This is a genomic window from Sphingorhabdus sp. 109, from assembly GCF_902506555.1.
Taxonomy (GTDB): Bacteria; Pseudomonadota; Alphaproteobacteria; order Sphingomonadales; family Sphingomonadaceae; genus Parasphingorhabdus.
On the sequence record NZ_LR732707.1, the window covers coordinates 532,892 to 559,688 of the forward strand.

At 57.5% G+C, this 26,797-nt stretch carries 36 protein-coding genes; 27 read left to right on the plus strand and 9 right to left on the minus strand.

Annotated features, from left to right (window positions below):
• Position 1: 1 nt before the first annotated feature.
• The 9 genes from BOSE62_RS02600 to BOSE62_RS02640 all read right to left on the minus strand — a co-directional run bounded on the left by BOSE62_RS02600 (position 2) and on the right by BOSE62_RS02640 (position 3,905).
• Positions 2 to 901 carry a tyrosine-type recombinase/integrase gene (locus BOSE62_RS02600; RefSeq protein ID WP_159641313.1) on the minus strand — a complete coding sequence of 300 codons (900 nt, stop codon included), beginning with the start codon at positions 899 to 901 and terminating at the stop codon, positions 2 to 4.
• 427 nt (positions 902 to 1,328) lie between these two features.
• The gene (locus BOSE62_RS02605) at positions 1,329 to 1,499 is read right to left on the minus strand and encodes a hypothetical protein (protein WP_159641316.1); all 171 of its coding nucleotides are present in this window, start codon (positions 1,497 to 1,499) and stop codon (positions 1,329 to 1,331) included.
• Positions 1,496 to 1,873, minus strand: coding sequence for a hypothetical protein (locus tag BOSE62_RS02610; RefSeq protein WP_159641319.1), 378 nt, complete (start codon positions 1,871 to 1,873; stop codon positions 1,496 to 1,498). The genes BOSE62_RS02605 and BOSE62_RS02610 overlap by 4 nt, the downstream gene beginning before the upstream one ends.
• The gene (locus tag BOSE62_RS02615; RefSeq protein WP_159641322.1) at positions 1,874 to 2,047 is read right to left on the minus strand and encodes a hypothetical protein; all 174 of its coding nucleotides are present in this window, start codon (positions 2,045 to 2,047) and stop codon (positions 1,874 to 1,876) included.
• Positions 2,048 to 2,131: 84 nt separating this feature from the next.
• Positions 2,132 to 2,326 carry a hypothetical protein gene (locus BOSE62_RS02620; protein ID WP_159641325.1) on the minus strand — a complete coding sequence of 65 codons (195 nt, stop codon included), beginning with the start codon at positions 2,324 to 2,326 and terminating at the stop codon, positions 2,132 to 2,134.
• Positions 2,323 to 2,559 (minus strand): hypothetical protein, encoded by a 237-nt coding sequence (locus tag BOSE62_RS02625; protein ID WP_159641328.1) that lies wholly within the window; start codon positions 2,557 to 2,559, stop codon positions 2,323 to 2,325. Before BOSE62_RS02625 ends, BOSE62_RS02620 begins: the two co-directional genes overlap by 4 nt.
• Complete coding sequence (locus BOSE62_RS02630) at positions 2,556 to 2,711, minus strand: hypothetical protein (RefSeq protein WP_159641331.1); 156 nt, start codon at positions 2,709 to 2,711, stop codon at positions 2,556 to 2,558. Before BOSE62_RS02630 ends, BOSE62_RS02625 begins: the two co-directional genes overlap by 4 nt.
• Positions 2,708 to 2,971 carry a hypothetical protein gene (locus tag BOSE62_RS02635; protein ID WP_159641334.1) on the minus strand — a complete coding sequence of 88 codons (264 nt, stop codon included), beginning with the start codon at positions 2,969 to 2,971 and terminating at the stop codon, positions 2,708 to 2,710. Before BOSE62_RS02635 ends, BOSE62_RS02630 begins: the two co-directional genes overlap by 4 nt.
• Before the next feature lie 97 nt (positions 2,972 to 3,068).
• Complete coding sequence (locus BOSE62_RS02640; protein ID WP_159641337.1) at positions 3,069 to 3,905, minus strand: XRE family transcriptional regulator; 837 nt, start codon at positions 3,903 to 3,905, stop codon at positions 3,069 to 3,071.
• Here BOSE62_RS02640 and BOSE62_RS02645 point away from each other — a divergent pair.
• The 27 genes from BOSE62_RS02645 (at position 3,888) to BOSE62_RS02775 (ending at position 26,785) form a co-directional block, all read left to right on the plus strand.
• Complete coding sequence (locus tag BOSE62_RS02645; RefSeq protein ID WP_159641340.1) at positions 3,888 to 4,184, plus strand: hypothetical protein; 297 nt, start codon at positions 3,888 to 3,890, stop codon at positions 4,182 to 4,184. The genes BOSE62_RS02640 and BOSE62_RS02645 overlap by 18 nt on opposite strands.
• Positions 4,181 to 4,669 carry a phage regulatory CII family protein gene (locus BOSE62_RS02650; RefSeq protein ID WP_159641343.1) on the plus strand — a complete coding sequence of 163 codons (489 nt, stop codon included), beginning with the start codon at positions 4,181 to 4,183 and terminating at the stop codon, positions 4,667 to 4,669. Before BOSE62_RS02645 ends, BOSE62_RS02650 begins: the two co-directional genes overlap by 4 nt.
• Positions 4,670 to 5,200, plus strand: a complete 531-nt coding sequence (locus tag BOSE62_RS02655; protein WP_159641346.1) for a hypothetical protein — start codon at positions 4,670 to 4,672, stop codon at positions 5,198 to 5,200.
• 184 nt (positions 5,201 to 5,384) lie between these two features.
• On the plus strand, positions 5,385 to 5,954 hold the full coding sequence (locus tag BOSE62_RS02660) for a cupin domain-containing protein (RefSeq protein ID WP_236553796.1): 570 nt from the start codon (positions 5,385 to 5,387) through the stop codon (positions 5,952 to 5,954).
• Complete coding sequence (locus BOSE62_RS02665; protein ID WP_159641349.1) at positions 5,951 to 6,640, plus strand: hypothetical protein; 690 nt, start codon at positions 5,951 to 5,953, stop codon at positions 6,638 to 6,640. Before BOSE62_RS02660 ends, BOSE62_RS02665 begins: the two co-directional genes overlap by 4 nt.
• The gene (locus BOSE62_RS02670; protein ID WP_159641352.1) at positions 6,640 to 7,488 is read left to right on the plus strand and encodes a ParB/RepB/Spo0J family partition protein; all 849 of its coding nucleotides are present in this window, start codon (positions 6,640 to 6,642) and stop codon (positions 7,486 to 7,488) included. The genes BOSE62_RS02665 and BOSE62_RS02670 overlap by 1 nt, the downstream gene beginning before the upstream one ends.
• Before the next feature lie 46 nt (positions 7,489 to 7,534).
• Positions 7,535 to 7,834 (plus strand): hypothetical protein, encoded by a 300-nt coding sequence (locus BOSE62_RS02675; RefSeq protein WP_159641355.1) that lies wholly within the window; start codon positions 7,535 to 7,537, stop codon positions 7,832 to 7,834.
• Positions 7,831 to 8,985 (plus strand): DNA polymerase III subunit beta, encoded by a 1,155-nt coding sequence (dnaN, locus tag BOSE62_RS02680; protein WP_159641358.1) that lies wholly within the window; start codon positions 7,831 to 7,833, stop codon positions 8,983 to 8,985. Before BOSE62_RS02675 ends, dnaN begins: the two co-directional genes overlap by 4 nt.
• 4 nt (positions 8,986 to 8,989) lie before the next feature.
• Complete coding sequence (locus BOSE62_RS02685) at positions 8,990 to 9,610, plus strand: MT-A70 family methyltransferase (RefSeq protein WP_159641361.1); 621 nt, start codon at positions 8,990 to 8,992, stop codon at positions 9,608 to 9,610.
• Complete coding sequence (locus tag BOSE62_RS02690; RefSeq protein ID WP_159647862.1) at positions 9,610 to 11,253, plus strand: DNA cytosine methyltransferase; 1,644 nt, start codon at positions 9,610 to 9,612, stop codon at positions 11,251 to 11,253. Before BOSE62_RS02685 ends, BOSE62_RS02690 begins: the two co-directional genes overlap by 1 nt.
• A 65-nt stretch (positions 11,254 to 11,318) precedes the next feature.
• A complete protein-coding gene (locus tag BOSE62_RS02695; protein ID WP_159641364.1) occupies positions 11,319 to 12,011 on the plus strand; it encodes a hypothetical protein in 693 nt (230 codons plus the stop codon).
• Positions 12,008 to 12,394 (plus strand): hypothetical protein, encoded by a 387-nt coding sequence (locus BOSE62_RS02700; RefSeq protein ID WP_159641759.1) that lies wholly within the window; start codon positions 12,008 to 12,010, stop codon positions 12,392 to 12,394. The genes BOSE62_RS02695 and BOSE62_RS02700 overlap by 4 nt, the downstream gene beginning before the upstream one ends.
• A complete protein-coding gene (locus BOSE62_RS02705) occupies positions 12,391 to 12,633 on the plus strand; it encodes a DUF2312 domain-containing protein (protein WP_159641764.1) in 243 nt (80 codons plus the stop codon). Before BOSE62_RS02700 ends, BOSE62_RS02705 begins: the two co-directional genes overlap by 4 nt.
• On the plus strand, positions 12,630 to 14,498 hold the full coding sequence (locus BOSE62_RS02710) for a DNA primase family protein (RefSeq protein ID WP_159641767.1): 1,869 nt from the start codon (positions 12,630 to 12,632) through the stop codon (positions 14,496 to 14,498). The genes BOSE62_RS02705 and BOSE62_RS02710 overlap by 4 nt, the downstream gene beginning before the upstream one ends.
• A 460-nt stretch (positions 14,499 to 14,958) precedes the next feature.
• Complete coding sequence (locus BOSE62_RS02715; RefSeq protein ID WP_236553797.1) at positions 14,959 to 15,420, plus strand: hypothetical protein; 462 nt, start codon at positions 14,959 to 14,961, stop codon at positions 15,418 to 15,420.
• A 250-nt stretch (positions 15,421 to 15,670) separates the two neighbouring features.
• Positions 15,671 to 16,249 carry a hypothetical protein gene (locus tag BOSE62_RS02720; protein ID WP_159641773.1) on the plus strand — a complete coding sequence of 193 codons (579 nt, stop codon included), beginning with the start codon at positions 15,671 to 15,673 and terminating at the stop codon, positions 16,247 to 16,249.
• Entirely contained in the window at positions 16,212 to 18,263 is a 2,052-nt protein-coding gene (locus BOSE62_RS02725) for a terminase gpA endonuclease subunit (RefSeq protein ID WP_159641776.1), read from the plus strand. The genes BOSE62_RS02720 and BOSE62_RS02725 overlap by 38 nt, the downstream gene beginning before the upstream one ends.
• A complete protein-coding gene (locus BOSE62_RS02730) occupies positions 18,263 to 18,808 on the plus strand; it encodes a hypothetical protein (RefSeq protein ID WP_159641779.1) in 546 nt (181 codons plus the stop codon). Before BOSE62_RS02725 ends, BOSE62_RS02730 begins: the two co-directional genes overlap by 1 nt.
• A 3-nt stretch (positions 18,809 to 18,811) precedes the next feature.
• Positions 18,812 to 20,335, plus strand: coding sequence for a phage portal protein (locus BOSE62_RS02735; RefSeq protein ID WP_159641782.1), 1,524 nt, complete (start codon positions 18,812 to 18,814; stop codon positions 20,333 to 20,335).
• Positions 20,336 to 20,350: 15 nt separating this feature from the next.
• Positions 20,351 to 22,381: a phage major capsid protein gene (locus BOSE62_RS02740; protein ID WP_159641785.1), complete on the plus strand. Its 2,031-nt coding sequence runs from the start codon at positions 20,351 to 20,353 to the stop codon at positions 22,379 to 22,381.
• 88 nt (positions 22,382 to 22,469) lie between these two features.
• Positions 22,470 to 22,913: a hypothetical protein gene (locus BOSE62_RS02745; RefSeq protein ID WP_159641788.1), complete on the plus strand. Its 444-nt coding sequence runs from the start codon at positions 22,470 to 22,472 to the stop codon at positions 22,911 to 22,913.
• Positions 22,914 to 22,950: 37 nt separating this feature from the next.
• Positions 22,951 to 23,139, plus strand: a complete 189-nt coding sequence (locus tag BOSE62_RS02750) for a hypothetical protein (protein WP_159641791.1) — start codon at positions 22,951 to 22,953, stop codon at positions 23,137 to 23,139.
• Positions 23,140 to 23,142: 3 nt separating this feature from the next.
• Positions 23,143 to 23,541 carry a hypothetical protein gene (locus tag BOSE62_RS02755; protein WP_159641794.1) on the plus strand — a complete coding sequence of 133 codons (399 nt, stop codon included), beginning with the start codon at positions 23,143 to 23,145 and terminating at the stop codon, positions 23,539 to 23,541.
• Positions 23,538 to 23,966 carry a hypothetical protein gene (locus tag BOSE62_RS02760; protein ID WP_159641796.1) on the plus strand — a complete coding sequence of 143 codons (429 nt, stop codon included), beginning with the start codon at positions 23,538 to 23,540 and terminating at the stop codon, positions 23,964 to 23,966. Before BOSE62_RS02755 ends, BOSE62_RS02760 begins: the two co-directional genes overlap by 4 nt.
• Positions 23,967 to 23,987: 21 nt before the next feature.
• On the plus strand, positions 23,988 to 25,223 hold the full coding sequence (locus BOSE62_RS02765) for a hypothetical protein (protein ID WP_159641798.1): 1,236 nt from the start codon (positions 23,988 to 23,990) through the stop codon (positions 25,221 to 25,223).
• Positions 25,211 to 25,915, plus strand: a complete 705-nt coding sequence (locus BOSE62_RS02770) for a hypothetical protein (protein WP_159641800.1) — start codon at positions 25,211 to 25,213, stop codon at positions 25,913 to 25,915. The genes BOSE62_RS02765 and BOSE62_RS02770 overlap by 13 nt, the downstream gene beginning before the upstream one ends.
• A gap of 180 nt (positions 25,916 to 26,095) precedes the next feature.
• Positions 26,096 to 26,785 carry a DUF6441 family protein gene (locus BOSE62_RS02775; RefSeq protein WP_159641802.1) on the plus strand — a complete coding sequence of 230 codons (690 nt, stop codon included), beginning with the start codon at positions 26,096 to 26,098 and terminating at the stop codon, positions 26,783 to 26,785.
• The last annotated feature ends 12 nt before the right edge of the window (positions 26,786 to 26,797 follow it).

Consider the following 26,797-nt stretch of genomic DNA (forward strand, 5'->3'; position numbering starts at 1 on the left):
TTTATGCTGATTTTTTATTATTATGTAGTAGCTTAAGTCCAGTTTCCATTTCAGCTTGTACGAGCCCTGTACGAAAAGCGGCCAATATTTTGTCCTCGTGATCCTCTGAATGGGTATATGTTTTGCGCATCAAGGCTAGATCATGCCAGCCACCGAACTTACCTGCCGCTTTTTCATCGATACCGCTACGCACCAACATTTCCTGACCAAAACCGTGCCGCCCGGCGGCGTGGGGCATTATATGTTCGATGCCTGCAGCATCGCAGGCCTGGTGCCAACCCTTCATCACGCCCTGTCGATAAGCAAATCCGAACACGCGCAGATTCTGTTTGCTGCGTTTCCATCCTCTGGGGCAGCGCGGTGGCAGATTGGCGAGTTCGACAGTCAGTTCCATTGGAATAGTCAGCCAGCGATCATCGCTGCCCTTGGCGCCGGGCACGCATATTCGGCTGTTTTGCAGATCCAGATGTTTGCCGGGGTGCATTATCACCGCCTGGCCAATGCGTGCGCCGGTTATGAACATGAATAGGGCGAGAGCCCGGCGGCGTTGATCAGCGTGCTCGCGAAATTTTAATAGCCATTCCCATGAACCAGGGGTTTTCTCTACCCGGCTGCGTTTCCCACGTTTCTTGTCTTGCTTAAGTCGATCTTCCCGGCTGTAAGCCTTGATTCGGATCGGCGGGCAGCGACCGCCCAATGTCTCATGGGCATTGTTGATCACTGCCCGGGTTGGAGCCACAACCCAGCGGCTCCACGTGTCGGTGGCATTATTGGGATAGAGTTTTGCGCCCAGGTCGCGGACCGCTTTCGGCGTAATTTCCTTGACCGGCGTGGTTCCGAAATGCTGGAGGATGGGAATCAGGTGCTTCGCGGTTTCAGGGTTTGGATCATAGAGTTCCAATGCGTCGGCAAAGGTTACCGGGACTTCCTCTTCTCCAACAATGTGACATTTGATCTGCCGGTCTGTTTCCTGTTTGATCCAGTCTTCCGCGCCTTTTTGCGAAGTCGCTCCAGTTGATCGCCTATAATAGCCGGTGATGGGTCGCCCATTATATTCGATCTTGCCTTTGACCCACCAGACGGACCCTCTTTTATATGATTTGAGCATGTTCCCTCCGCAAATATTCTGTCGATATGTTCGGGAAGGAGAATCACAGCCCTTCCGATTTGCCGGAAAGCACCGATTTTCCGTGCTTTGGTCCGGATTGTCCGAGGTGATACATGAATTTCACGTTCTGCCAAAACTTCCGCCCATTGCTCTGGGGTTTTTCCATGCCGAAGGATGGATGGAAAAGTAGCACTGTCAGATTTTACGGCATGGCACAATTTCATGACGGATTTCCTTCTATCGCGTCCGCGATGCGGGCGACTTTGTCCATTTCAGCGCAGCTCGGGCCGGTCAGGTCGGGATAGGGGCCGCGATAAGGGCGGGGCGCGCCGGTGCGTTGGATGACCTGTTTCTTACTCCAAGCGAGTGTCTGGTCGATCGCGGCGGTCATGCTGCTTTCTCCAGTTCGATCGGCCGCGCGTATCTGCGGGCGCTGTTCAGCCGAATTTCGAGAGCACGGGTGATATGGCACAGAGCGCGGGCGCGGGCGTTAATCGCGCTGTCCGCCGGATCGGCGCGATGTTTGCCCAGCCAGATATCGCGGCAGTGCGCCGCTTCATCGGCCATTGCCTGTAAGTCTTCGGGAAAAATCAATAGATGTTCGTCGCTGCTGCGGCCCGCCGGGTCGAGCAGCCACGCGATCCGCTGCCAATTGTGCAGCCGTTCGGCGATCACGTAGGTGAAGTCGGCGGTTTTGAGAAGCGCTTCGGCAAGAGCGAGGCGCTTCTCATATTCACGACGGGTTATTGTCGCGGGTTTGATCATCTAGGCACGTCCAACCTGAGCCACTTCCAGCCAGACCCACTCGTTTTTGGTGCTGCCTGGTTCAGGAATAGCGATGCGAGGAGGTGAATGCAGATATTCCGCCTTTGCCACGACGACGCCGGCAATGCCGGTCAATTTGCACTTCACCTTGTCACCCAATTTTACTTCATCCATAATGATTTCCCTTTTCCCCTCGAGAGTAGATCGCCACCTGCGGAGGGAGAATCACAGGTGGCGATAGGAACCAGTTGATGGCTATCACTGCGAAATCCTCCAGATCAGCGCGGTGATAGCCAACGCCGCGAGGGCTCCGCAAAGCAGGCCGCGTTTCAGGCGGGCTGCACGCTGCAGTTTGATGTCGAAATCCCACGCGCCGTCATTGGCGCGCATGGCCCATGTACGGGGCGGTTCATCACCGGTGCGCCCGTTGGAGTGAAAGCGCAGGCCGGTCATGATTGACAGTCCGGGGCGGCCAAGCATTCGACCACCAGATCTGTGTCGCTGGCCAACACGAAGGCGCTGTCCGGCACCGATATGGTGGCGTGGAGGAAGCCATCGTCAAAGACGTTGTCGGGGATTTCCACGGTGATCATGACGCCGATTTCCTTGCGACCGACGGAGGAAGCCCCCTTTGTCGCCTTGATGAAGCCGCGCTTGTCGAATGTGGCAAAAAGCTGCGTTCTCATGAGGCGTACCCCACATAGGCCGGCGCAAAGATCAGCGTGGGGATCAGGATGATGATCGCGTGGTCAATCGCGCGGAGGCCGTGGTCGGCCCAGAAATTGCGCATGTCGCGGGTGAAGGCCGCTTTCTGATCTATTGTTGGACGGCGGATCATACCGACACCTGAAAAGCATGCTTGTGCCGTGCGCGAAGACAACGCTGGCGCGAAGTGGGCAGTAGATCGGCGATCGGGACATTGCAGTTGATGCTGGCCGCATTGCGGCGTTTGCCGCCGGGCACGGGATCCCCGATCAATAAGCTACCATCAGGATTACGCCGCAAAATGCGGACCGGAATGTCATATTTGCCGTTGTCGCGATTGCGTCGCATCGCGAAGCTGCCGGCGTGAGGAAAAAGTGATTCGGTGTTCAGCATGGGTCACTCCTGCGTTAGGAGGAGTGGTATAAATGCGGAAATAATTCCTTGTCAAGGCGAAATGCGGAAAATATTCCGCGACCGTTGTGTCGCAGGGCTAGCCGCCAAGCAAGTCTCCGGACGGGCAGATGCGGTGAAGGCGCTTGACCCTGTTTGCGTCGATGCGAAATGTGGCGGGCGGGTTGAATTGTTCCAACTCGACGAAGCTGGCGCTACGGCGAACAAGGCGCTTGATCAGGATCGCGTGGATTTCATCATCGCCATTTTCGGATAGCTGGACAATCACATCATCACCAATGCGCGGCGGTATCCGGGGGTCGACAACCGCCATTTCACCAGGGCCAAATCGCGGGTACATGGACTCGCCCTCGACATAAATGGCATAAGCGTCCTTGGCGTCGCTGAGCGCCCGCGGGCGGGTGATATAGCGGATTATCTGTGTTGGTTCGAACAACGTTTGCTCCACCTCGGTATCATCGCCTCCGCCTGTAATCATCACGGTTCCGCCGTGAGCCGTCCCCAGTACCGGGAGGTCGGCGCGTGGCGGTACGTCCTTGAACGCCAGCGGTCCATCGTGAACTACGGCATCGGAACGGATTTCTGTTCCGCCTAGCAAATAATCAGTAGTGGTCCCGAGAACAGTCGCCAATCGCATCAGATTATCGCCTTTTGGCAATACCTGGCGCTTACGGATCGAGCGGATCAAATCTGGCTTGCCCGTGATCTCTATTGAGAGAGCGCGGTCGGTTAAATTTTTTTCAACGCGCAGGGCGTCCATTCTTTTAAGGAATTCTGCGATTTCCGACATGAGTGGATTATCGGGCAAATTGCGCGATGCGTCATGCGGAAAGATTTCCGTTGACAATGGCGGATAAAATTCCGCAGTAAGGGGCGAGCCTAATTTGGAGTCCTCGTCTTGCAACTCGCTGATCATCTTTGCCGTCTCGCCGAAATATGGGCGGAATCAAACAATCGAAGTGAAGCCACGCTTGGCAGTAAAGTGGCTGGTGATAGCAAATTGTTCGACCGGTTGCGGACGGGATCGTCCTGCACCATTTCGACCTTCGAAAAGTTGCTGGCATTCTTCCGGGGTGAAGACAATTGGCTGAATGGTAACATTCCGGACTCCGCTGTTCATGTGTTGGCGCGTCTCGACAATATCTCGACTGAAACATCGGCGTCATCCGGCAAATCCTGCGAGATTGCCGCATGAGCCGCACCACGCAACTTTCCCCGCGAATGCAGCTTTTGAAATCTGCCTCCCGCGCATTGGTCCGTGCCTTTGGTGGCCAGGTCGCAGCTGGAGAGCAGCTTGGTAAACGCCACCAGCGTTATTCGGATGTGTGTCTTCCCAATACGGAAGATTTTCTGACCATTGCCGAGGTTATGGATCTGGAGTCCAATACGGTGGGTATGGCCGATCATCCCCCGGTCACCCGCGCACTGGCACGAGAGCAGGGATATGTTCTTGTGCCAGCTGCGGACGACACGCCCGATGGGCATGACTGGCTGACCCATGTCGCGCGGCTTTCATCCGAGGCAGGTGAAATCACTTCTGACATCGCCGCTTCGGTGGCGGATGGAGATGGGGTCACTGCAAGCGAGGTGGACCAGCACAAGTTGGAGGAGAGGGCGGCGCGGTTGATGGATATTGCCGCTGCGATCCACCGGACCGCGCAATTGACCAGAGGAGATTAAGTGATGCTGTTGATGCGCGGAGAGGATTTGATGGGATGGGCAGAACGGGCACGCCCGGGCGATACAATCGCTTATGCCCGTGATCATATCACGCCTTCCCTTGCCGCACAAACACGCCCGATGATTGATGCCGGAATCATCATCCCCCTGTTTACCCGCGATCGGGGTGAGGGCGTTTATCTGGCCAAGCGCGGCGAAGGTCGTATTGCGCGGGTGAAGCGGCGTCAGGCGCAGGTCAGAAATGATGGTCGTTTCCGTCGTAAACCGCGCCGGTCGATCGAGGGTGTGCTGCTGCGCATATTGCGTCATGCGGCCAGCCACAATCGGCCGTGCCCTACCAACCGAGAGTTGGCCCGGGCGTGCAATCTTTCTGATGACAAATCAGCCAGCTACCGGATGCGGTGCCTGGTTAAGGCGGGCTATATTGCGGTCGAGGATCATAGTCCGTTCGGACGGCGGGTGATCACCATATTAACCGGGAAATATGCCGGCATGAAAACGGCCGAGGCGGCTTTGCCGATGATGCCGTGAGCGAGAGTCAAGGAAAAGACGGCCGCACGGCGTGCCCATCGGTTGAGCGGGATCGGGCCTGCGCGCGGCGTTCGCCGCAAAACCGGATGATTGACGGGTTTGATAATCCCATCATGCAGAGAGACGTAAACCCGCGAGAGCGGATGCGTGACAGGCCCGATTCGGAAGTAGACGAGGAGGTAATATGACTGCGCAGATTTGTGAAGGTTGCGGAATTGGATTTCAGCGATCGGACGGTCATCCGGAATGTAGTGAATGTGAAGAGGCATCCGCCCTATTCAACGGTAATGCGCTCCTGCAGCCCTTTGCAGATCTTTCGGAAATGCAAATGTGGGCGGCCGATATCATGCAGCGGGATCCGGATTTCATCATTGGCGATAATTATCTGCGCCGGTGGTGGGTGGTCCCGCGCAACGAGCAGCATAATATGTATCTGCACGAGATTTTGCACAGCGACGATGATCGTGCGCTGCATGATCATCCATGGGAAAATATCAGCTGGTTGCTGGAAGGCGAATATCTGGAGCATCTTCCTGATGGCAGTGTCGTGCATCGCAAGGCGGGTGATTTTGTCAAGCGCCCGGCAACCGCGCTGCATCGTCTTGAAATTGCCGAAGGGGGGCGTGCGGTTTCCCTGTTCATTACGGGGCCGAAGATTCGCGAATGGGGTTTTGCTTGTCCGCAGGGATGGCGCCACTGGAAGGATTTCGTGGCGGAAAACCCCGGGCAGATTGGGCGGGGGTGCGGCGAATGAAGACTATTACCCCGCGCGAGCAACGGATGCTCGACATGTTGACCGCCGCAGCGGATGCAGGGCAGGTCTGTCCGACCAATGACGCGCTGTGCGCTACGTTGGGAATGAACAGCGTGGGCGCACCACCGCAGATCATGAACAAGCTGGTCGCTCGTGGATTGATCAAGGTGGAACGGTTCAAACAGTCACGGATCGTGACGATCGTGGCCACAGGTAAGACTACTGCTGGGAAACGCGGGGATCCCCATCACAGTGAAGAGGCGGCGCGCAATGTGCCGGCGCACCGGTTGGGCGATGAAGAAGCAATCGCCTTCAAGCGCGATCTGGAGGACTGGATAGTTCGGACCGGTAGTGCACGCGTGCGCTTGTCGCTGGAGGCGATGGGCCACACGTCCGCCGTCCAGAATGCTCTGGCTGCGCGCAACCCGTGCCGGGACACAGCGGAAGCCTTTCGCGCGGCGATGCGCCGCTTCCCCAAGGGTCTGCCAGCCTTGAAAAAAGGGTGGCTGCGCACCACAGACAAGCGAGAGACACCCGAGCCGATGATGCGCGCAGATGAATTGGACGCACGGCGTGGCGAGGCCGAGCGCAGGCACCGGATTCACGAACAGAAATGCCTGCAGGACCATCGCCGGAAATATGGCAGCGCGCCCTTTGGCAAGCCGCTGGACAGGATGGTGGTGTGATGGCCGGTTTAAGAGTCAATCCGACAAAAGGCCGGATGCCGGCGCTGCAATTCGCGCCGCCCGATGTGCTGGCGATAGACCCTGATTATCAACGCTCGATCGAGGCTGGTGCGTCTCGCAAACTGATCCGCGATATCGCCGTCAACTGGAATTGGGATTTGTGTCAGCCCCTGGTCGCGGCACGACGGGCCGGTGTGGTCGAGCTCTACATCATTGATGGCCAGCACCGTCTGGCTGCGGCACGGCTGCGTGGTGATATCCAGCAGCTGCCGGTGGTGGTGGTAGAATATGCCAGTGCGGCCGATGAAGCGGCCAGTTTTGTCGCGCTGAACCAGAAACGCCGCCCGCTCGCGAAGATCGATATATTCAAGGCGGCGCTGGCCAGCGGCGATACGACCGCCCTGGCTATTTCGGCGGCCATTGAGGCGGCGGGGCTCAGCATCGCCAGCCATCAGAATTACGTTAGCTGGAAACCCGGCATGATCGCCAATATTGGCGGGATCGAGCGCAGCTGGAAATTGCACGGGCCAGAAATCACATCGACCGCGCTGCAGGTGTTGGCCGAGGCATTCGATGGTGAAGTGCTGCGCTATGCCGGCACGGTGTTTCCCGGAATCGCCGCCGTATGTGCGCGCGAAATGCAGGACGGCGAGAACGTCAGGGATTTCGATCCGGCAATGTTGCCGCTGTTTGTCGAAATCGTCGGTGACGTCGACCAGGTCCAGTGGAAAACCGATATCGCCGCCTGGCGCATTGACCATCCCAATCAGCGATATGACGCCGCCAGCGCGTCCGTTTTCGGCGCCGCGTGGGATGATTTTCTTACAGAGTTCATGGGCGAGGAATGATGCGTGGCGCGCGGCGCTGGATGGAAATTGATGAAGGGAAGGGATTATGAAGGACATGGAAAGCGAGTTTTTGGCGGCAGTATTGCTGTTGGATGAATCCAACGGTGGGCAAATCAGGCCAATGGTTGACGAGCTCGCCTTGCAATCGGAGCGATGGCGCGCGCTGAAAGCTCGCGCGCTGCGGATTAATAATCCGTTGCCGCCTCTACCTGATCTGGAAATTCCAGAAGTCTTGCCGGTGCCGGGAGCGCGGCCCTTTGGTGAATTTGGCGGTTTTTCCCAAGATGAAGATATTGACCGAGCCAAGACATATTGGCGCGAGCAAGCCGGGAAGGTGGCAGCGTGAGCCGGGCGGGTGAATCCGCGCCGATCGCGTCTATCACGGTTGAGGCCGCACAATTTACCAAGGCACTCGCCGGGGTGGTTTCTGTTGTGCAAAGGCGCAACACGATCCCGATCCTCTCCAATGTGCTGATCAGTCAGAAATCCGGCACGGTTCATTTGATGGCCACTGATCTGGACCGCGAAGTGAAGTTGCCGCTCGCGCCGGTCGAGTTTGATGGTGAAATGAATATCACAGTCGATGCGCAGCGACTGCAATCCCTGTTCCAGAATCTGGACAATGGCGCGCAGGTCAAGCTGGTGCAGGGTGATAATGGGCGGCTGAATATTACTTCGGGTCGCAATCGTTATCATCTGCCAAGCCTTCCCGCAGCCGATATGCCTCAAATGCCTTTTGGAGACGATGCCAGTCTGTTGACGTTTCGGGCGAGTGATATCCGCGATGTTTTTTCCCGGATGGCCGTGGCTCAATCATCCGAGGATACGCGCTATTATCTATGCGGCCTGTTCATGCATATGGATGCCGACGACGCATCTGCTGTCCGTTTTGCCGCGACCAACGGCCATAAATTGATAAGGATGAGCGGTGTCCAGGCACGGCGTGACGGCGAAATTCCGGATGCTATCATCCCATCGGCTCTGGTAGCCGTCCTGTCACGGCTATGGGCGGATGTAGCCGATGACATTGTGGTCGAAGTGCTTGTGACAGCGAGTAAGCTACGCTTTTCCTTTGCTGACTGGCAGGTCACCGGCAAGGTAGTTGATGGACGTTTTCCTGATTATGTGCGGGTTATTCCGACACAGAATGATCAGGTTGTTACCGTTGATTGCGATCATCTGATTAGCGCCGCCAAACGGGTGATGGTTCTCAACAGCAAAAAAACGCCGACGATCCGGTGTGATTTTGAAGCCGATAAACTTACGTTATCGGTGAATGATCCGTCTTATGGTCAAGCCGCAGCGGAGTTGCCGATCGAATATAGCGGTGATCCGATGGAGGTTGGGATCAACGGGCAATATCTGATCGAAATGGCCGGGGCGGTGCCCGGGGCAAGCGCGCGATTGTCGCTGGCCAATCCGCGCGCGCCGACGCTTTGGGAAAGCCTGATCGATAATGCTGGATTTTCCGGCGTTGTAATGCCGATCGGACTTTGAGAGAGTGAGCGTCTTCCCACCCAGTTTTGCCGATAAATTCGGCCTGATATTGTGCGATCCACCTTGGGCTTTCCGCACCTATTCGGGCGGTGACCGCACGCCGACGCAAAAGAAATTCAATGAGGCGGAGGATCATTATCCGACGATGTCCTTTGATGAAATGGCGGCGCTGCCGGTGTCGGATATAGCTGCCAAGGATTGCGCGCTCGTTATGTGGGCGGTGGGCAGTCATATCGAAGAGGCGATTGAACTCGGCAAGGCATGGGGCTTCACGTTCAAGACAGACGGCTTCTACTGGTTGAAACAGAAACTGGTCGACGCGATGCAGATAGACCTGTTCACCGGCGACATCGCTCCTCCGCGCATTTCCATGGGATATTATACCCGCAAACAGCTTGAGCCTGCCTATATTTTTACCCGCGGAAAACCAAAGGTGAAGGCCCATGACGTGCGCCAGCTGATCATCGCGCCAACCCGCGGGCATAGCCGCAAACCACAGGAAATTTACGATCGTTGCGAGGCATTGATCGACGGCCCCTATCTCGAAATGTTCGCGCGCCAGGTGCAGCCCGGATGGGATTGCTGGGGCAATGAAACTGGAAAATTCAATGCGGAGGCGGCGTGATGGGGCTGATTATCGACAATTTTGCCGGTGGTGGCGGTGCCTCGACGGGAATTGAGGCAGCAATCGGGCGTTCGGTTGATGTGGCTATCAATCACGATCCCGAAGCAATTGCGATGCACAAGGCCAATCATCCTGCTACCCGGCATTTTTGTCAGTCGATCATGGCGATTGATCCTCTGGACGCTACGGGCGGTCAGCCCGTTGATCTGGCGTGGTTCAGTCCAGACTGCAAACATTTCAGCAAGGCCAAAGGCGGTAAGCCGGTCAGCGCGAATATCCGCGACCTGGCGTGGATTGTAATCCACTGGGTAAAGCGGCTCGGGGCCAACAAACCGCGCGTGATCATGCTGGAAAATGTCGAAGAATTTCGCACCTGGGGCCCGATCGGTGATGACGGCAGGCCTTGTCCGGATCGCAAGGGACAAACGTTTGACAAATGGGTAGGGCAGTTGCGCCGGCACGGTTATCGCGTCCAGTGGCGCGAGCTGCGTGCGTGCGATTATGGCGCTCCGACCACGCGCAAGCGGCTATTCCTGATCGCTCGCTGTGATGGGCAGCCGATTGTCTGGCCAGAGCCCACGCATGGTGAAGGGCGTCCGCATCCATGGCGCACGGCGGCAGAAATCATTGACTGGTCGATACCCTGTCCCAGCATATTTGCCCGCAAGCGTCCATTGAAAGACGCAACCTGCAGGCGGATTGCAGTGGGGATCCAGCGTTATGTGATTGATGCGGCGCAACCCTTCATTGTCCCACTGACCCATCATGGTGGCGAGGGGCGTGTCTATGGGCCGGAAAAACCCTTACCGACGGTGACGGGTGCCAATCGCGGCGAGATGGCGCTGGTCAGTCCCTATTTTGCTCGCACGGCCCATGGAGATGTGGATAAGAGCGGTAAAAAGCGCGGGCGGGGCTGGCACGGACCGGAAGAGCCTTATCCAACGGTGCTGGCTTCTGGTGACAGCGCGGTTATTGCGCCGATACTGGTCGGCGCCGGGGGCGCAATTTACGCCGGTAAGCCCAAATCAGCTGATGATCCGCTGAACACGATCACAACCCATAATAGAACTGCTTTGGTCACCGCTTTTATGGCGCAGCACAATACTGGTGTGGTCGGCCATGACGCGACAAAACCACTCTCCACCATCACCCAGCGTGGCACCCAGCAAAATCTGGTCACCAGCAATCTGATCAAGCTGCGCAATAACGCGATCGGCCAGTCAGTCGATGAGCCGGTTGGAACATTGACCGCCGGTGGTGGGCATTTCGCCGAGGTCCGTGCGTTCATGGTCAAATATTACGGCAATGAACAGGGTGGGCACGGCATGGATGCGCCGATCGGCACGGTGACGACGAAAGACCGGTTCGGCCTGGTCACTGTTACGATCGAGGGCATCGAGTATGCGATCGCCGATATCGGGATGCGGATGCTGGCCGCACACGAACTTTATGCGGCTCAAGGTTTCCCGCCAGACTATAAAATCGCGGTTGACGGCCCTGCGGATCGGCATGGCCGGATCAAGCCGCTGACCAAGACCTCCCAGGTGAGAATGTGCGGCAACAGCGTCTGTCCGCCGATGCCGGAAGCGTTGGTGCGGGCGAATATGCCGGAAATCTGTTCAACTGTCCGGGAGGCGGCGTGATGGGCGTTCGATTGCGCTTCGACACTAGCGGCCCAGCATTGCCGGACTCGCTGAAAGGCGATCATATGGCTGAATCCATATGGGCGGGGACGTTCGACTTCCTGAAATTCTATGCCTGGTGCGAGGCGCATGAGGATGATGCCCCTTGGTCGCTGAAGGCGGCGGCCTTTGACTGGGACCGGGAGCTGGCGGCCGAAATGGACCGCGCCACATTTGGCATGAAGTTCACCGCGATCACCGCGCTGCGCGATATGGGGATGGATGTTGGTCAGATATTGCGCTGGCAGAGCCTGTATGCACTGGGCCGGATGCGGGTCGAATTTGGCCGAGACGGATTCTGGAACCCGATCGATGTTGGCGGCGCGCCTGCGTTGATCTTGCCGGTACTTGATGGACCGATGCTGGTCGATATGGTCGCCTTTTCCCCGCTGTCGCCGGACCAATGGTATCTGCGGCGCGGTGACGGGCGGGTGTTGGGTTCCGGCACCGGTCAGGCGGACTGGGAAACCGGTGTCGAGGACATTCCGATATTTGCCACACCGTTCGACTGGATGATGGCCGGCGGTGAAGGCATCTGCATTTTGACATGGGATGAACGGGCGATCCGCGATCTGATGTTCCTGGGCGGGAAGGTGCGGTTGATGGCCGATAGCCACGAACTGCGCGAGCATATCGAGCAGCAAATCAAGGCGGTGCCGGTCTTGCCCGAAGTGGGCGTGCAGACGGCACACATCATGACATTGGAGGCGGCAGAATGAGCTTATATGATATCCCAGAAGAAGTTGAGCGCGAAATTGTCAAAGAAATGCGGATTCACGATCGCCGGATGCGCTGGCAAGCTCTGAAGGCACTTTGGGCTAGCGCGATTGTTTACCGTGTCAGGTCGTCTGATGGCGTGATTGAGTATCAGAGAAACAGAGACGCCGAGTGGACCTTTTTCCGTTCGGTAAGATGCTCATTAGGGCTGATTTTCAATATAGGGCATCGGAGGATCAATGATTGCTCGTGGCACGCCAACAATAGCTGGACGCTGGCTTATTGGAACTGCTGGCCTGTTTATGGCGGTTATAACGTCGAGTGTGTCGAGTTGATTGGTTGGTTTTCGGCCAGCGTGTTTAATGATGGAGAGACAGGCTTATGAGCGAGGGAAATGTGGCAGCGGAGCAGCTGCGTCTGTTTATCGAGCGGATCGAGCGCCTGGAAGAAGAGAAAAAGGGCATGGCGGATGACATCAGGGATGTCTATTCCGAGGCAAAGTCGCAGGGCTATGAACCAAAAATCATGCGCGAGGTGATCCGGCTCCGCAAAATGGAGGCGCACGATCGGGCGGAACGTGACGCGATACTGGACACATACAAGGCGGCGCTGGGTCTGGCATGAGCGCAGCCACGTCCAACCCGGTCGCGGGGAAGCGGGATGCTTCCGCCGCCGGATCCGCTCCGGATCGTGATGCTGTTGATCACGGCGGCGCGGTTCACAAGGTGCGCTGCGCACCCGATATCGCCAAGGATCACGCCGCCAGCTTACTGCCGCTGACCGACCTGGGTAATGCCGAGCGGTTCCGGCTACGCTATGGTGATGATTTCCGCTTTTGCCCAGAAATAGGCTGGTTTGCCTGGGACGGCCGCCGATGGGCTTTGCTGAGCGAGGAAAAGGACAAACTGCCGGCGCGCGTGATGCAGGCGGTCTATGCCACCGTACGCGGGATTATGTTCGAGGCCAAGCTGGTTGAGGCAACCGGCTTCGGGGCACCGGAGCAGGTGGTGCTGGACATTGATCGGCGACAGGCAGTGTTGGCTGAGGTGGGCAAGCATCCCGAGCTTTATGATCGCACGCTGGCCGATGATCCGGAGCGGATGGCGGCGTTTGAAAAGCTGGGTCATTTGAACCGGGTGATCAAGATCAAGCCGAACAAAGAGGCGATCATCCATGCTGACCTGCTGAAAGTCTGGGCGCGAGCGTCCGAAGGCAATGCGCGGATCAACTGTATCGCCAGTCTGGCCAAGAATTTCGACGATATCGTGATCCGGCCTGAATCACTCGACCAGGACCGGATGGCGATCAATTGTCTGAATGGCACGTTGCGGATCGAGCAGATGCCGAAAAAGCGTCCCGACGCCGATATCAAGGCGGGGAAGTCGAAATTTCATACGGTCTGGGGCGCAAAGCTTTATCCGCATGCGCGCGGTGACCTGATCACCAAAATTGCCAATGTCGAGTGGAAGCCGACAAAGAAATGTCCGCAATATGATGCGTTTATGGAGCAGGTCCAACCCGATCCGGAGATGCGCAAATTCCTCGACCAATGGGGCGGCCTGTCGATGACCGGCGATATCAGCGAACAGAAAATGGCGTTCTTCTACGGTCAGGGCCGCAATGGCAAGGGCGTGACGGTCGAGACATGGGCTTATATCGCCGGGGATTATGCCGGCAGCGTTCCGATCGAGAGTTTCCTGTCCGGTGGCGGGCAGCGACGGGGCGATCAGGCGACGCCCGACATCGCCCGTCTGCCCGGGGTGCGGTTCCTGCGCGTTTCCGAGCCTTCCAAAGGTGGAACGCTGAATGAAGGGCTGGTCAAGATGGTCACCGGCGCTGATCCGGTCGACGCGCGGCACCTGAACAAGGGGTTCTTCACCTTTCTTCCCGAGTTCAAGATGACAATCTCGGGTAATCACAAGCCGAAAATCAAGGATAATAGCGACGGGATCTGGCGGCGGATGCAGCTGGTGCCGTGGAATGTCCAGATCCCCTGGGATCAGGTCGATCGGGAGCTCGGCGACAAGCTGCAAGGCGAGGCCTCCGGCATATTCAGCCGGCTGATCATGGGATTGCTGGACCTGCGCCAGAACGGCCTGCAGACGCCGGACCAGATCACCGCCGCTACCCAGCAATATCGCGATGACAGCGATCCGCTGGGCCGCTTTCTGGCGCAATGCTGTCTGATCAGTGCCGATGTGCCGCCGCGCGAGCGAGCGGCCTCCAAAGAACTATACGAGCTGTTCGTTGCCTGGGGCAAGGAATCGGGTGCGGCCGAATGGACCACCCAGGGCTTTGCCGCGGCGATGCGGGACAAAGGATTTGAGTCCAAACATAGCGACGGGACCAAGTGGATCGGGGTGCAGATACTGGTCGATCGAAGCGAGATAGAGAGCGGTAACTGGACAGCAGTCAACGACAGTTCGACCGATGATGACCGACCTCCGGGCCATGATAGCGGCGACCCTGTGCCGGGATTTGATGACTGATGGCCGGTGAGTTCCTTTATCGGCCTTATTGGTCTGTGTCCGGCGCTGGTGGCGGGTTTGAAGGTGAGTTCCTCTGGCCACCGTCTCTCCGAATGGAAGGGCGCGGAGAGACGGCTTTTCACCGGAATGGAGGGAGAAAAGGGCGGAGCCGTGCGCCTTTGGAGGGAGTGGAGGGCAAATCGCCATGGTTTCACATATATGCGCGCGCAGGGGCGCACATCTGGAACGACAGTGAATCTCTCTCCAGTCTCTCCATTATTATCAATATCTTTCTAGGAAAGAAGGGCAACGCTATGAAATACAGGGGAAATATGGCTGTTCGTGAAAATGGAGAGCGGTCTCCATTTCGGGTGATCGTGCGGAGAGAGGGGCCAGTTTTCCCAGTTTTGCGTGGGGGGAGGGACTGATGGTTGCGGGGTCGGATGATTTGGCGAGCGCTCAGGGGAATTGGACGTTTGACATGGTTCAAGAGCGGATGGTCGGGGCGGTGCGTATCTGGTGGCGGACGCCGGGCCGCGTTGGTCCGGGCCGTGGTCCTTACGCCGGTGATGGGCCATGGGAACTGATGGTGCGCGAGGCGTGGCTTGGTGACTATGACGCGCGGGGCGGTGATGGCGTATCGAGTGACGTGCCGCTGCGCTCGGCAGCGATGACACGGGCTGATGTCGCGGCGCGGGATCAGGCCAGCGATTGGCTAACCTATGTGCCGGAGCGTGATCGCAAGTTGGTGGTGATGGCGCTGGGTCAGTTGGCTAGCGGCAAGCCCCGCGTGTCCTGGATGGCGCTCCGACGCCCGATGGGTGTGAAAATTGGCGCACATGGTCTTCGGCGGCGGTATACGCGCGCAATCGGTGGTATCGCCGATGCGCTCAATCGGCGGAAATGCGAAGGTAGACACGGTCAAGGCCTAGAATTGTCATGACCGCAAATATAGTTTGTCCACTAATCGCCGAAATTCTGCTATCGAAACGATATGTTGGCGACTTGCCTATGCCGATCACCCAAATATCAGGAACGATCAACGACCGAGTAGCGGTGGCCCCTATGGGATCGAAGGTACTTCCTGGCGTCCTCGCGAGTACGGGGGCCGAAGGCACGGCGTGTGGCAGTGTTTCTGATTTTTTCAGAAGCTGTTGTTTTTGTTTGTTTTTTGCTACAATTGGGGCGGTCAGATGATCGTGTCGTTCGGTGAATTTGCCAGTGCGATCGGCAAGAGCGAGCCATGGCTTCGCAAGTTCCTGAACGAACATCCGGATTTTCCGGTGGTGTCCAAAGGCAAAAACGGCGTCTCCTATGAAATCGATATGGAGAAGGGCGCTGCCTATCTCGGCAACCTGAAGGAAGCCGAGCAGGAAGCGGCCCGGCGCCGACAGGAACAAATTCAGGAACAGGCGCTGGATCTGTTCGGCGGTGACCGGGCGGTCGGTGATGAGCGTGCGGAACTGAGCGCCCAGGAGCGCAAGCAACTTCTTGAGGAAGAGTTGGTGGCGATGCGGATCGCCAAAGAGCGCGGCGATCTGATCCGCAAGGATAGCGTCGAGGAGGCGATTGCCTCCGCCCTGGTCAAGAATAGCGAACGGACGAAAAGTTTTTCAGCGCGGCTAGCCCGCAGACATGACGTGCCCCGCCATCTGGTGACGGCGATCGACGAAATGATGGAGGCGGACCTGCACGCTTTTGCCGAAGAATTGAAGCGCGCGGTTCAGAACGGAAATGATACAGGAGAAAATAACAGCAATACCGCCGTTTGAGACCGGCGCGGCGCTGTTGGCGCGGCTGTCCTATCTGACCAGACCGAAGCAGCATCTGACCGTGAACGAATGGGCCATCCGGAACATGGCCCATTATGACTCGCAGGCGCTGCCGTTCTTGGCCGAGATCATGGACGCGCTTTCGGATCCGGAAACGTCCGAGGTCGGCGACATGGGTCCCGCGCAGGGCGGCAAGTCAATGATTGGCGAGGCGTGGATCGGATGGTCGATCGACCATGACCCGGCAGACTTTCTGGTTTGCCAGCCCGACAAGCAGCTGATGCAGGATTTTGTGGTGCGGCGGATACAACCGCTGATTCAGAGCACACCGGCGTTAAAAGCGCAGATGCTTTCAGCTTCGAATGCGGACAATATTTTCCTGAAACAGTTCAGGGGCATGTTGCTGACATCGATCTGGCCGGTTGGATCGCAGTTCCGGGCGAGGCCCGTTCCGCGGGGCTGGCTGGATGATTATGACCAGTTTGATGATGATATCGAGGGGCAGGGCAATGCGATCAAGTTGCTCGACGGCCGCCAGACGACATTTGAGGGCCGTGATACGAAATTGGTGAGCTCTTCTCCCGCAAAAGAAAGTGGCGGGATCGAGGTATTTATCGCCGAGGGTACAGACGAACGGCTGCAACCGGTCTGTCCTTCATGCGGCGAACGGATCGAGCTCAATATAAAACGGGATTTGAAGTTCGACCAGGGCAGCCTGGACGAAGCGGAAGCCAGCGCCCATGTGATCTGCCCGGCGCACGGGTGCATTCTGGAGCCGCTGGCCAAGCGCCAGTTGCTGGACAGCATGATTGATCTGCCGCAGCGCGGATTTGTCGCTCATAATAAAAATGCTTCACGGCGCCGCCGGACATTCCGCCGCGACGGGCTGCTGGCTTTTACCAGTTGGCCGAAACTGGCGCGGGAATGGCGGGAAGCCCAGATAGCCTGGGAAGCCCGGCAGGATGAAAATCCACTGCGCACGTTTTTCAACGTCAAGGGCGGACAGAATTATCGATCGCAGTTGAGCGGGGAAAAACCGGTGAAGGCCAGTGATCTGCGATCGCGACGGGAAAAAGGCTGGGTGATGGGGACGGTTCCCCGTGGCCCGAAGGTTCTGAATATCACGATCGATGTCCAGCAGGACCGTTTCGAGCTGGCCTGTCTGGGAACAGCTGCAGGCCGCGAAACCTGGTATATCGACCGGTTCGCGATCCATGTGCTGGATGATGGACTTACCGGCGTACAGCCGTTCATCCATAAGGAACATTGGAAGGTCTTGCTGCCTTTGTTTGACCGGAAATTCCCGCTCGCGGCAACTGGCGCGGATGGCAAGCCGATTGGTTTTGCTCCGGTTTTGTCGGTGACAATCGACACCGGTGGGTCTGGTCGCAAGGGTGACCAGGCAACCGAGGGTGCGAAATATTTTTATCAGGCGGCGGTTGCCCTTGGAATCCATCCGTCCCGGATCACTCTGGTCAAAGGTGGATCGAGTGTCACAGCGAAGATCATGCCTGCAGGCCAGTTTGCAGATCAAAGAACGCGTGGCGGTGCAAAGCGGCGCAGCGCGAGATTGTGGATACCCAATGTCCACAAGATCAAGAATATTATCGATGCGCGTCTGCGCCGGGCGAAGCCCGGCCCTGGCTATGTGCATTTTCCGGAAGATTTTTCGGACGAACATTTTGATGAGCTGACGTCCGAAGAGATGGTCGACGGCAAGTGGAAGCAAATCCGGGCGCGCAATGAAACGCTCGATCTGCTGGTTTACGGAGAGGCGGCGCTGCTCAAGCCGCCTTTTGCGCAGAGTCAGAATCATATGCGCTGGATCCCACGCGGATACAGCATCACCTGGCCCAAGCTCGGTTCCGAGCCGACTGCCGAGAAGGAAGAAATCAACGCCTTGGCTGCTCCTGTTGCGGAGGAAGTAAAGGCACGGACTGCGAAGCCGACCCGCCGACCGCGCAAGCCGCGCCGGAAAAAGGGATGGATGACCAGTCATAAAGGGAATTTTTGATGTCGAATATCTTGTCCGCCATGCCTTCCAGACTGGTTGCCGGTGACAGCCTGACGCTGGCACTGGTGCAGGCGGCACAGGAATATCCGGCAGGGGCTGGATGGGCGGCAAAACTGACGCTGGTTCCTATTGCCGGCGGCATGCCGTTGGAAATAACCGGATCGGGCGGCTCGGTCGACTGGAGCTTTTCTGTTTCATCGGCGCAGACAGCAGCATTGGCGGCGGGTCTCTTTCGCTGGTCCACATCGGCAGTGAATGCCGGGGAGCGGACGACGCTGGACAGTGGTCAGATTCAGGTTCTGCCTGACCCTGCGGGCAGTGATGTCGACGCGCGCAGCCATGCCAGAAAGGTGTTGGATGCGCTGAACGCAACAATCGAAGGCCGCGCGACGACGACACAGCTTGAGGTCGAATTCGAGGATGGGCGCAGGATAAAGCATATGGAGAATAGCGAAATTCTGAAACTGCGCAGGGAATATGTCCGCAAGGTAGCGGCCGAAGATCAGCGCCGCACCGGTCCGAAAAAAGTTCTGGCACGGCTGTAGACCATGCGGATTTTGGGATTTGAGATTGGTCGATCGCGCGCTGAGGATGACGTCGCTGTGCCCGCCAAGCGGCAATATATTGCTAAGGGCGCACAGAAGCGTAGTTTCCAGTCGGGTATCACCGACCGGTTGACGAGCAAATGGACGGTCGCCGATCAGACGGTCAACCAGTCGCTGCTCAAAAACCTGCGGGCAATGCGCGCACGTAGCCGTGATTTTGCCAAGAACAATGAGTATGGCCGAAAATTTTTCGGCATGGTGCGGGCCAACGTGGTTGGTAGCGCCGGTTTCACATTGAAGGTCAATTGCCTGAACCAAGACGGTTCGTGCGATCATGAAGACAGCAAACGGATCCGCAAAGCCTATCTGAAATTTGCCAAGCCCGGTAATTTCGATGTGACGGGCAAGTTGAGCGAGACGATGTTCGACATGCTCGCAATGACGATGATTGCCCGCGATGGCGAGGTGTTGGTGCGCAAGGTGACCGGACGCGGTTTTGGCGTCCACGGATGCCAGCTGCAGCTGCTATCCGCGCATCTTCTGGACGAAGAGCATAATATGGATTTGGCCGGCGGGAACCGGATCCGTATGGGGGTTGAATTCAATCGCTGGATGAAACCGGTCGCCTATCATCTGCGGATTATGAACGGTAATGCCGACATGCACGGCACGGCAGGTCAGCGATACGAGCGGGTATCTGCAGACGAAATGCTGCATCTGTTTGTACCGGAAGAGGTTGACCAGTGGCGCGGAGTGCCGTGGCCTTTTGCGGCGCTACGCAGCGCCAAGCATCTGGAAGAATTTCAGGAATCGGCGCAGGTGAATGCTCGCGTGGGTGCTGGCAAGATGGGTTTTTTCCAGCAGAAGGATCCGGAAGCCGGCGCGCCAATGGGTGTGGATGGTGAAGAGGATGACGCAGGATATGGTGGAGAAGGCGATTTTATCGACGAAGCGGACCCGGGCACGTTCAACGTCATTCCGGACGGATATGAGTTTTCGGAGTTCAACCCGTCCTATCCTAACGATGTCTATGATCCGTTCGTAAAATCGACGTTGCGGACCATGGCAATGGGATTGCTGGTCAGTGCCCATGGTCTTTCAGGCGATCTGACCGATGTCAATTTCAGCTCTATCCGGTCGGGTACGCTGGATGAGCGCGAAATGTGGAAGGTGATCCAGAACTGGTACATCGATGCCAAGAAAATGATGATCTTCCCATGGTGGCTGACCCGGGCGTTGATGAACGACGATGACTTGAAGAAACTGCCGTTCACAAAATTCGAAAAATATGACGCGGCTGAATTTTTTGGCCGGGGCTGGGACTGGGTCGATCCACGCAACGATATGCTGGCAGCCAAAGAAGGGGTTGCTCTGGGCGTCAAGAGCCGGGCCAGCATTATCCGCGCCAATGGGCGCGATCCGCAGGATGTGTGGGATGAGCTAGATGCGGAGGCGGATCGCGGCTTTACTGCGCCAGCAGTCGCCAGCAGCGCGGCGAAGCGTCCACCACCCGAAGACGAAGACTGAACAGAGGAAATCGAGATGACAAAAGCCATTATGCTCGCCGGGGCAGCATCACTGATGACATCAGCAGCATTCGCGCAGACTCGCGATAGCGAAAATCCCAAAGATTCGATTACGCGCGAAATTACCTTCGATATTCGCGCCGAGCTGGTTGATGAGAACACCCGCACAGTTGAGCTCAGCTTCTCTTCCGAAGAGCCTTATGAGCGGTGGTGGGGAACAGAAATTCTGGATCATGGCAAATCCGCTGTCGAGCTTGGTCGCTTGAACGGATCTGCTGCGCTCCTGATGGACCATAATATCCGTGATCAGGTGGGTGTTGTGGAAAAGGCCTGGTTGAAGGGCAAAAAAGGTCGCGCGCTGGTCCGATTTGGAAAATCCGCCCGCGCCGATGAAATTTTCAATGATGTCAAGGATGGCATCCGCAAGCTGGTCAGCGTCGGTTACCGCATCAAAAAACTTGTTCTTGAAAAAGAGGAAGATGGTGAGTGCACCTACCGCGCACTTGAATGGGAACCCTATGAAATCAGCCTGGTTTCGGTTCCCGCCGATACCACCGTGGGTGTGGGCCGCGATGGTGAAATCAAGGATTTTGATCCCCGAACTTTAGTCAATGAAGAGGAAGAAGATATGTTTAACGGAACTCGTGATGGTTCGGGCAATGGTCCGGCACCAGTTGTAACCCCGTCTCCTGCGCCGGCCCCTGCGCCAACCGCACAGCGCGATAATGGTGATAATGGACCGGCCCCCGTCGATGTTGCCGCCTCCAACCGGACGGCCGTGGAGGCCGAACGGGCGCGCATTGCCAATATTCGTGCCATGGGCCAGCGGGTCGGTGCCACCGAATTGGCAGATGCTGCGGTTGCAGATGGCCGGTCGGTGGACCAGTTCGTCAGCGATTTCAATGCGCTGTCGCCGGATAGTCAGGCCATTCGCACAGCGGAAGATCCGGCAATCGGATTGAATGGCAGCGAGCGGAACAACTACAGCTTCGTTCGCCTGCTCAACGCCATCGCGAATCCCCAGGACCGCCGGGCACAGGAATCTGCTGCATTTGAAATTGAATGTTCGAATGCCGCCCAGGCGCAGCGTTCGGATGGCGAGATGCGCGGATATACCGTGCCGGTCGATGTCTTGCGTCCGTCGCGAGAAGGTTCCCAGCGTGATCTGGTGGTTGGCACCACCACGGCAGGGGGGCACACTGTTGCAACGGATTTGCTGGCGGAATCGTTCATTGATCTGCTGCGCAACAATATGGCGCTGCATGGTCTCGGAGCACGGATGCTGACCGATCTGAACGGTAATATTGCTATTCCGCGCCAGACCGGTGGCGCCACGGCATATTGGGTGGCTGAATCCGGCGCGCCGACTGAAAGCCAGCAGGCGTTTGACCAGGTGTCGATGACTCCGAAAACGGTTGGCGCCTATACCGATATCAGCCGCAAATTGCTGTTGCAAAGCTCGATCGATGTGGAGGCGTTTGTCCGTCAGGATCTGGCGGTCACATTGGCTCTTGCTATCGATCTGGCCGGCATCAACGGATCCGGAAGCTCGAACCAGCCCCGCGGCGTGTTGAACACCAGCGGCATTGGTTCGGTGGTTGGTGGTACCAACGGTGCCGCGCCAGACTATGCCGATATTGTTGGCTTGGAAACGGCTGTCGCCGTCGATAATGCGGCGATTGGTAGTCTCGGCTATCTAACCAACAGCGCGGTTCGCGGGAAGCTCAAGCTGACTGAGAAATTTGCCGGCACCAACGGTAACCCGGTGTGGGAAGATGGAAACAATCTGAACGGATATACTGCAGGTGTTTCCAATCAGGTGCCTTCCAATCTGACCAAGGGAACCGCGTCGAGTGTCTGTTCGGCGATCATGTTTGGTAACTGGGCTGACCTGTTGATCGGCATGTGGGGCGGGCTTGACCTGATGGTTGATCCATTCACGAGCTCGACCAGCGGAACGGTCCGGATCGTGGCCCTGCAGGATGTTGATGTGGCGGTGCGCCATGCTGAATCCTTCTCCGCCATGGTGGATGCGCTGACCGCTTAACTGCGATTGTCAAAAACAGAGACGGGCTGGCCATAGTGCCGGCCCGTCTTTTTCTGCCGCTCGGCGGCAAACAAAAAGGGAACTTGAAATGGCCAAAAAAATGATGGTTTGGGCAACTTGCTCGCTCATGGTTGCCGGCGTCGCTTATACCGCCGGTGATAAGATTTCGGACTTCGACAAAAGTGAAGACGGGCACCTTCTGGTGTCGGGAAAGGTGGTTGACGAAGAACCGAAGGAATTGATTGCTGAGATCAAACAGCAGAAGAAAAATCGCGAGGCTGATGAACGCGCCGCTGAAGAATCGCGGCTCGACAGACTGCGCGCTCAGCACCGCCCTGTCGTCGAAGAACTGGTCACCGAGGTGGTCGGTAAGCTTGCCGGCGACGGTATCAAGTCTGCGGCTGAAAAGGCGCTAAAGGAAATGCTGCCGGGCCTGATTGAGGCTGAATTGAAAAAGCAGCTTCCAAAGGATGCTTCCGCCGCCGGCCAAGTGTCGGCTGCAGCACCGGGAGTGACGGCGAACAAAGCCTGATCGTTCGTTCTACCTAAAACCAACGGGAAAAATTCTCATGAAAGAGATACAAATTTATACTGCGGCGGTGGACAATACCGGCGTGCGGCAGGAGAGCGGTACCCTTTTGAAAGTGGGGTCCGGCAAGACCGAAATCCCCGCGGCCCGCGCAAAGGCGATGGTGGATGCCGGAACTGCGGTTGAAATCAATCCGGTAAAGGCCTCGGCCAAAAAGTCCGACGACTAGGCAATGACCAATGTGCCGGGCGCGGATGCCGATGCGATCGCCATCCACAATGCCTTTGCAAAAACTGTGCAATATTCCGGCGAAGGGCTGCGCGTGCCGGATGTCGGGGTGGTGTTGGACGGAAACGCTGTCGTTCTGGCCGGATATATCCCTTTGACCTCGTGGACGCCGAGCGCAGCGGTGATCAGTGCCGTCAAATCGGACCAGCCCGCCGATCCGTTCCAGGGCGCGGGTAGTAGCGCGCGGATGGTCAAGTTCGAGATCTTGAAGTCGGCTCTGCCTTCGGTGCCGGGTAAGGATGATGAAATCGTGGAGGTGTCCGGTATCGACTGGTCGGTGATTGATATTACCGATCGCGAAGATATCGGGGCCTGGCACCTGATCGTCGAGCGTGCAGCATGACGGCGGCACGCGAGGCAATATTCGCCAAAATCGAAGAGCTGCTGAATGCCATATCCGGTGTCAATGAAGTCGAGCGGATGCCCTCGGGTGATCCGGCGACATTCCCGGCGCTGCATATCTGGGATGAAGGGCAGCGGCCCGAGCAAGCCGAGGCGGGCGTGACCGAATATGGCATGACGTTCAATATCGACGGCTATGTGCAGGCTGCGGGTGGTTCAGCAGCGCACACGGCTTTGAACGCGCTCCACAGCAGCATGGTCCAGGCACTAGTGACCGAACCGCCGATCGGCGGCCTGGTCGATGAAATTACAGAAGGCGTGATGAACGTTTCGATCGCGCCGCTCGCGAGCAAAAGACGGCTTGCCTTCACGGCAGAGTTTACAGTGAATTTCCCCACTAATCGGGGAAATCCGGACGCGATTTAATTTTTCCTAGAGGAGTAGAAGATGGTTGATCCAATTATTCGCCCACGCAATGTGGCCATGCTGTTCAAGCTGGAATCGACGCAGGGTACGGACGCTGCGCCCGGTGTCAGTGATGCCTTTCCATTCGAGGCAGACGGGTACAGTTATAATGCGCCCTACACCAACGAGGCGAGCAACGAGGTCAATGGCACCCTGGTCGATGCTGCTCCGTTGATTGTCGGGCAACCAGCGGAAGTCAGTATCCGTGTCCGGATGAAAGGTATCGGCGGAAGCTCTGCCTATTCTGCATCGATCAAGCCGCCGCATCACAGCCTGTTGGAAGCATGCGGAAAACGTGGTGTGTTCACAGCGGCCATTGCTGCAGCGTCCCTGACTGCAGGAACCACGACCAGCGCGACGCTGGGCACCGGTTTTGCGACGGTGGCGCAATCCTATCGCGGGATGCCGCTGATCCTGTCGGGCGGTAGCAGTGGTGGCCGCACGGTGCATGTTGCAGACTATAGCGCGGCGAAGGTCGCTACCTTGACTGACGTTTTCGGTTCGGCGCTCACGGTTGCGGGATCCGCTGCGCTTCCTGCGAACTGGACGTACGCCGGGACATCGCCCAAGGATGTAGCCTCGCGCGCGACTGACCATCCAACCGGCACCTTGTATATTTACGAGGATGGATCCCTGCATAAATTTGTCGGCTGTCGTGGCAGCATATCCGACTGGTCCGGCAATACGGCGCGCCCGGGCTTTATGACGTTCAACCTGATGGGCATTTATGCCGGCAAGACCACGGCGGCTATCCCGACCGTGACAATTCCGCAGCATAGCGCGCCGGTGCTGGCTATGGGCAATGGCGGCATCAATCCGGCGTTGCTGGTCAACCGCAAGGAATTGCGGATCAGCAATTGGGGAATATCGGAAAGTGCCAACAAGGAAGTGATCGACGATCCGAACACGCCATTCGGCTTCGGGTCTCCGGAAATTGCCGGACGGACGCCGCTGCTCACCATCGATCCGCTGACCACCCATGTCGAAAATCGCAATACGATCGCGGAAATGGAGGCGGGAACGGAATATAGCGGCGTGATCCGGATGGGTAATACCGCGCAAAACCGCGTTTCCATTACCTTCCCGAAATTGTTGCCGGTAGATCCCGCGGTTGGGCAGCGCGGTATCGCGCGAACCGAGCAGCTGGGTCTGCGGGCATTGACCGCCGGGCCGGATGCGTCGCTTCGTGATTCAGACTCTATCCTGTGTTACAGCTGATGATCGGTACCAGCACAAGCAAAACAACGCCCTATTCGCCGCCATGGCTGCGCGACCGGAAAAACCCTCCAACCTTTCATCTGCGCACCGCTTCGACGCTGGAGCGTGACGCGTTCGAGGCGGAACTGGAGGGTGTCCACAATGCCGGGGCGGTCTATGACGTCGTCGTCCGCGAAATCACCATCGCCGGTGTCCGCGCGCTGGCGGCAGAAGATGACCAGGGCCGGTTGATCGATCTTCTGGATCAGGAGGCGGCTCTCGACAAAGGTGATGAGCTTTCAACGGAGGAGGCCGCGTTGTTGCGTGGGCTGCGGGAGGTTCTGTCCCTTCACTGGCCCGAGTATCGAGCCATCCAGGCGCAGGTTTCCCGGCGAAACAAATTGCTGCCGACGCTGGCGTTCATGACATTTTGTAGCGGTTGGAGCGACGTCACCGGCAATGATGGCGAGCCCCTGAAGTTTGCAACCAATGCGCTCGGCCAGATTGACGAGGATGTGCTGCGCCGGGTTCCCCATATCATGCTGCACGTTACCGGTATGCAGGCCTATTCCATGCAATATGGATCCGGAGAGGCAAAAAACTCCGCGCCGCTTTCGAAGTCATCCGGAAACCAGCAGACTTCGACTTCGGGCGGCGGATCAACAAAGGGTGGGAAATCGCCGGCGAAATCTGGGAAGAAAATCCCAAAATAATCCTGCCGAAAAATATCATCAATATCGCTTTGCTGTGGTTCCGGCTGCGGCGAAACGGGGGAGGCGGGCTGATCGCGTCCCAACCCATGTTGCCATGTACTGGCGGGTTCGGGGATCAGCCCGCTGCTTTGATGGATGCGTTCGAGATGCTGGACGGGTTTGCGGCGGAAGGTAAAGGCGATGTCGAGTAAAGCCGAAATCGAGATAGAGATCGATGAACGGCAACTGACCGAGGTTGAGCGGGAGGTTGTCAGCTTTGTTCTGAAATCCGGTGTGCGGGCGGTCAAGGCGACCACTCGCGGGCTGGAGCGGGAATTCGAGGCGCTGACCCGGGCAAAGGTCAAGGGGAAGGCGTGGCGGGCATGGAAGTCCACCGCCTTTCCCAAGGCCGATATCGGCGCCTATGACCCGGTTGGTACGGTGTTTATCAACGGCGGCAACCGGTCGCGTGGCATGGTGCTGTATTTTACCACGCCGGGCATCAATCGGGCAAAGCGTGGCGAATATCTGGCGGTGCCACTGGGTGCCGCGGTCAACACGGCCAAGGGCCGGGATATCAGTCCGCGTCAATGGGAAGGGCGCAATGGCGTGAAATTGCGGCCGTTGTTCCGGCCAGGTGAAACGCCGTTGCTGGTCGCGGACGGGGCGGTGACATCGACCGGCGCGTTCCAGGCAATGGATCCGGGCCGGTTGCGCGCCAAGCAGCGGGGCGGACAGAATTTGAAGCGGGCAACGGTGCCGATTTTCGCGCTGCTGACCGATCAGGATCATGCGAATAGTGTCAGCCTGTATCCTGCAATCGTGCGGGGACGGGCCGATCTGGTGACGAATTTTAGGAGGCGGATAGGTGCGCGGAACAATGAGGATTGATATTGCAAGGAG